Raw genomic sequence first — 4,549 nt, 5'->3', positions numbered from 1 at the left:
ATCTAAAACAGCACGAGCACAACCATCATCGATAGTAATGGAGCCTTTTAATCGCTTGCCAAAGGCTAACCAATGATGTTTACCTGACAGACCTGCATCATGTGCTTCAAAGAGAGTACCTATTTGTTCGCCCTTACATACACGACGAACAGAGTCTTCTACTTCGCCAGATGTAATCACCATAGGTACACCAGAATTTGTCGCCATGTGAGCTGCTTTAATTTTAGTATACATACCACCAGTGCCCATGTTAGAACCTGCACCACCTGCAATTGCATACGTTTCATCTGTGATTTCAGAAACTGTGTCTATCAAAGTCGCATCTGGATGAGTTGCTGGATTTGCAGTATATAAGCCTTCAATGTCAGACAAAATGATGAGTAAATCAGCATCTACAATACCTGCCACAGTAGCAGATAAAGTATCATTGTCGCCGATTTTAAACTCTTCAATGGCAACTACGTCATTCTCGTTAATAATAGGAATAACGTTGAGTTGCAATAAGGTATGTAATGTATTACGTAAGTTAAGATAACTATGACGACCAGTGCTATCCTCTTTTGTTAAAAGAATTTGACCTACAGTGCGTCCATATTCACGGAACATGCGCTCGTACATATGAATGAGAATACCTTGACCTACGGCTGCTGCAGCTTGCTTAAGTACAAGATCTCTAGGCTTTTCTTTAAAACCTAATGGAGCAAGGCCTGCCCCTGTAGCACCAGAAGAAACAAGGATTACCTCTTTACCTTGGTTAGCCAAATCTGATAATTGTCGTACTAATCTTTCAATACGCTCTAAATTTAAATGACCATTAGCGTAACAAAGCGTACTGCTACCAACTTTGACTACAATTCGTTTAGCGTTGACGATAGCGCTGCGCATAGACTAACCTCCTAAGGTTGAAAGTTTCTTAACTACAACAGATTGATAGAAATGATTTCAAAACTATTTAGGTAAAATAATTTTTGGTTCTTTTTTAGCTTTATACAAAACACCATTAAAGCCAATAACTTGCACTAATTCAGCACCCAGCATATCTGCTAATTCTTCGAAAATAGTTTTATCTTCTGGGCTGTTATTGTGTAATTTTACTTTAATTAACTCACGAGCCATCAACGCTGCACGAGCGCTATCAATAACACTATCTTCTAAGCCGTTTTTACCAATTTGTACAACTGGTGGCATAGTAGCAGCTAAGGAACGTAAGTACCGTTTTTGTTTTCCTGTCATTATATCTCCTACTCTTGGAATGTAAAGCGTTGATCACCGATTACAACTTCATCACCGTCTTTACAACCTTTTTCTTTCAATTTAGCATCGAGCTCCATAAAGCGCCAAATACGTTGGAATCTACGAAGAGATTGATCATCGCTAAGATTTGTCATAGCCACTAAACGTTCAATACGTTTACCAGTAATGTAGAAGGCAGCATCATCACCACGAGTGATAACAAACTCTACATCTTGTTTCGCTTCATAAACAACTGTATCATCAGTCGCTTCAGGTTCAGGTTCGTAGTTTTCTACATAGTAGTAAGCTCGTTCCATAAGTTCTGGCAAACCTTCGCCGCTCAATGCATTGATAAGGAATACTTCATAGCCCTTATCTTCAAAGTATTTTTTATTATCTGGAATTGTTGTATCGTCAAAAACCATATCGATCTTATTAAGAGCAACAATTTGTTTTTTATTAGCTAATTTTTCAGAATATTTGCGCAACTCTTCGTTGATAGCATCAAAGTCAACTTTAGGGTCGCGGCCTTCCATGCCAGATACATCAAGAACGTGAATTAAAATATTCGTACGTTCTACGTGGCGCAAAAAGTTATGACCTAAACCAACACCTTCACTAGCCCCTTCAATAAGACCAGGAATATCGGCTAGTACAAAGCTGCGATCCCCAGAAATAGTTACTACCCCAAGAACTGGTGTCAATGTAGTAAAGTGGTATGCTGCAACCTCTGGTTGAGCTTTAGATACTTTACGCAAAATACTAGATTTACCAACAGACGGATAACCTAATAAACCTACGTCAGCTAATACTTTCAACTCTAATTGTAACCAGAATTCTTCACCTGGTTCACCTTTTTCTGCAAAGGTTGGTGCACGGTTAGCACTCGTTTGGAAACGAGCATTACCACGACCGCCACGACCGCCTTTAGCAATAACAAATGTATCGCCATCGTTAACGAGGTCGCAGAAAACTTTGCCAGTTTCTTCCTCTTTGATTACTGTACCCAATGGAACAGGAATGATAAGAGGTTCAGAACCACGGCCATGCTTGTTGGAGCTTTCACCATTACCACCAGCAGGTGCCTTAAACTGACGTTTATATCTAAAGTCTACAAGAGTATTAATATTCTTGTCCGCTTTAAAAATAACGTCCGCCCCTTTACCGCCATCGCCGCCACTAGGACCGCCATTTGGCACGTATTTCTCACGACGGAAGCTGGACATGCCGTCCCCACCGTCACCGGCCTTAACAAAGACGCGCGCTCTATCTATAAACATAATTTAACTCCTATGCATTATTGTTGTAATATCTCTAATGCCTTTTTAATTTGAATATCATCTAATTTACTAGATGGATTTACACCTTTTGGTAAATCTATTTCCACATCAGGTTTGATGCCAGTTCCGTCAATAACACGGTCACTTGGTGTGTGGTATTTAGCAATGGTAACTTTAATACCTTCGTTATCTAAACTAGGATATATAGTTTGAACTGTACCTTTGCCATATGTATTGGTACCAACAATAGTACCTAATTTACGATCTTGAACGGCGCCTGCTATAATTTCAGATGCACTAGCAGAGCCTTTGTTTACTAAAACGACTAAAGGAATAGATACTTCAGGACCATCGGACTTATAAACATCCTTTTTACCAGCCCGATTTTGTACTGTTACTAATGTACCTGGAGGCATAATATAGTTGGATATCTTCTCAGTAGTTGAAAGTAAGCCACCTGGATTATCTCGTAAATCTAATACAAGGGCCTTCATTCCTTGAGCTTGAAGCTCCTTAAACTGAGTGGCAAAATCATCTGCCGTATTCTCTGCAAATTGACTAATGCGAATATAACCAACTGTACTAGTTAACATTTTACTTTTAACTGTAGGAAGTACAATGGATTCTCGAGTAATATCAAAATGTAACTTTTCACCATTGCGTTCAATATCAAGAGCTACAACAGTACCTGCTTCACCTCGAATTTTAGAGGACGCCTCCTCTACTGTGATGTCACTAGTAGATTGACCATCAATAGCAACGATATGATCCCCTGGTTTAATGCCTGCTTTAAAAGCTGGTTGGTCTTCCATAACACTAACAGCATGTAAACCTTTATCATCAGTACCAAGAACCATACCTACACCTGCATATGTGCCAGATGTTTGCATTTTCATGGACTTATATTCTTCAGCATCTAAGTAAACACTATGCGGTTCTCCCAAAGAGTCAATTAAACCTTTTAGCATACCATCATAAAGAGTAGATTTAGCCGTCGGTGTCATAAAGACTTGACTCGCAGCATAGTAGGCTACAAATAATCTTGGTAATCCCCAGAATGAACCAGAAAGGTACCAAAATGTAAGCCACATAATGACGATGCCAGAGCCTATATATTTTAATAGGCTCCATAACACCGTACGTGTGTCAAATTTCATATTATAAATATCCCATAGGATCCACTGGATCCCCACTTATACGAACTTCAAAATGTACGTGTGGTCCCGTACTGTTACCAGTACTACCAGCATAGGCTACAACCTGCCCTTTACCCACATCTTGTCCTTCAGAAACAGCTAGCTCGGAGTTATGTGCATATAATGTAGACATACCGTTACCATGATCGATAACGACTGCATAACCATAACCACCCATCCAGCCAGACCAAACAACAGTACCACCATCTGCAGCATGAACAGGTGTACCTTCATCAACACCAATATCGATGCCTGAATGGTAAATTGTAGTGCCCCAAATTGGATGTGTACGATAGCCGTATGGTGAAGTAATTTCACCGCTAACAGGCCAACCAAGTTGACCACTACCTTGTACCCAAGCATAACTTGGTGCAGCTTGTTGAGCCGCCGCTGCGGCTGCTGCTTCTGCAGCTGCACGTGCTGCCGCACGTTCTGCTTGACGAGCTTTTAAGAGAGCCGTAATTTGAGCAGATGATGCGTTTAATTCTTCTACAGCTTGCATTGCTACAGCACGATCATTTTGTGCTTTTTGTAGAACAACTTCACGCTCTTGTTTCTTCTGTTCAATTTCAGCTTGTTTAGCTACTGCCGCTTTTTCAAGCTCTACTAATTTAGCACGAGATTGTTCAAGGGCTTGCTTACGAGCTGCTATTTCAGCTCGCTCTTTTTTGATTTCATCAATTAATTTAATATCAGAATCAATGATACGCTTTAAGATTTCTAGGCGATTGGCAAAGTCTTTAAAGTCTTTTGAACCAATAACCACATCTAAATAGCTTAAACGACCATTGATATAAATATCACGTACACGTTTATAGAAAACAGCTTCACGGCCTTCTA

Annotated in this window: 5 protein-coding genes; all 5 read right to left on the bottom strand. The window is 40.0% G+C overall.

Translation table 11 applies throughout. The annotated features are described in order from the left end of the window. Window positions 1-885, bottom strand: an 885-nt coding sequence (proB, locus tag Q0F90_RS07480; protein WP_296004408.1) for a glutamate 5-kinase, incomplete at its 3' end; no start/stop codon positions are given. A gap of 63 nt (window positions 886-948) precedes the next feature. Beyond that, window positions 949-1,233 carry a ribosome assembly RNA-binding protein YhbY gene (gene yhbY / locus Q0F90_RS07475; RefSeq protein ID WP_054747195.1) on the bottom strand — a complete coding sequence of 95 codons (285 nt, stop codon included), beginning with the start codon at window positions 1,231-1,233 and terminating at the stop codon, window positions 949-951. An 8-nt stretch (window positions 1,234-1,241) separates the two neighbouring features. After that, the gene (gene obgE / locus Q0F90_RS07470; RefSeq protein ID WP_105081105.1) at window positions 1,242-2,513 is read right to left on the bottom strand and encodes a GTPase ObgE; all 1,272 of its coding nucleotides are present in this window, start codon (window positions 2,511-2,513) and stop codon (window positions 1,242-1,244) included. A gap of 17 nt (window positions 2,514-2,530) precedes the next feature. Further along, on the bottom strand, window positions 2,531-3,670 hold the full coding sequence (locus Q0F90_RS07465; protein ID WP_296004407.1) for a S41 family peptidase: 1,140 nt from the start codon (window positions 3,668-3,670) through the stop codon (window positions 2,531-2,533). A 1-nt stretch (window position 3,671) separates the two neighbouring features. After that, a partial coding sequence (locus tag Q0F90_RS07460) for a murein hydrolase activator EnvC (RefSeq protein ID WP_296004406.1) occupies window positions 3,672-4,549 on the bottom strand: 878 nt, incomplete at its 5' end.

Source organism: uncultured Veillonella sp., assembly GCF_934190855.1.
Classification (GTDB): Bacteria; Bacillota; Negativicutes; order Veillonellales; family Veillonellaceae; genus Veillonella.
This window is presented reverse-complemented; position numbering and strand designations above follow the sequence as displayed.

Coding starts and splice junctions, on each gene's coding strand:
- obgE (WP_105081105.1), bottom strand. CDS start 2,513: ATGTTTATAGATAGAGCGCGCGTCTTTGTTAAGGCCGGTGACGGTGGG.
- yhbY (WP_054747195.1), bottom strand. CDS start 1,233: ATGACAGGAAAACAAAAACGGTACTTACGTTCCTTAGCTGCTACTATG.
- Q0F90_RS07465 (WP_296004407.1), bottom strand. CDS start 3,670: ATGAAATTTGACACACGTACGGTGTTATGGAGCCTATTAAAATATATA.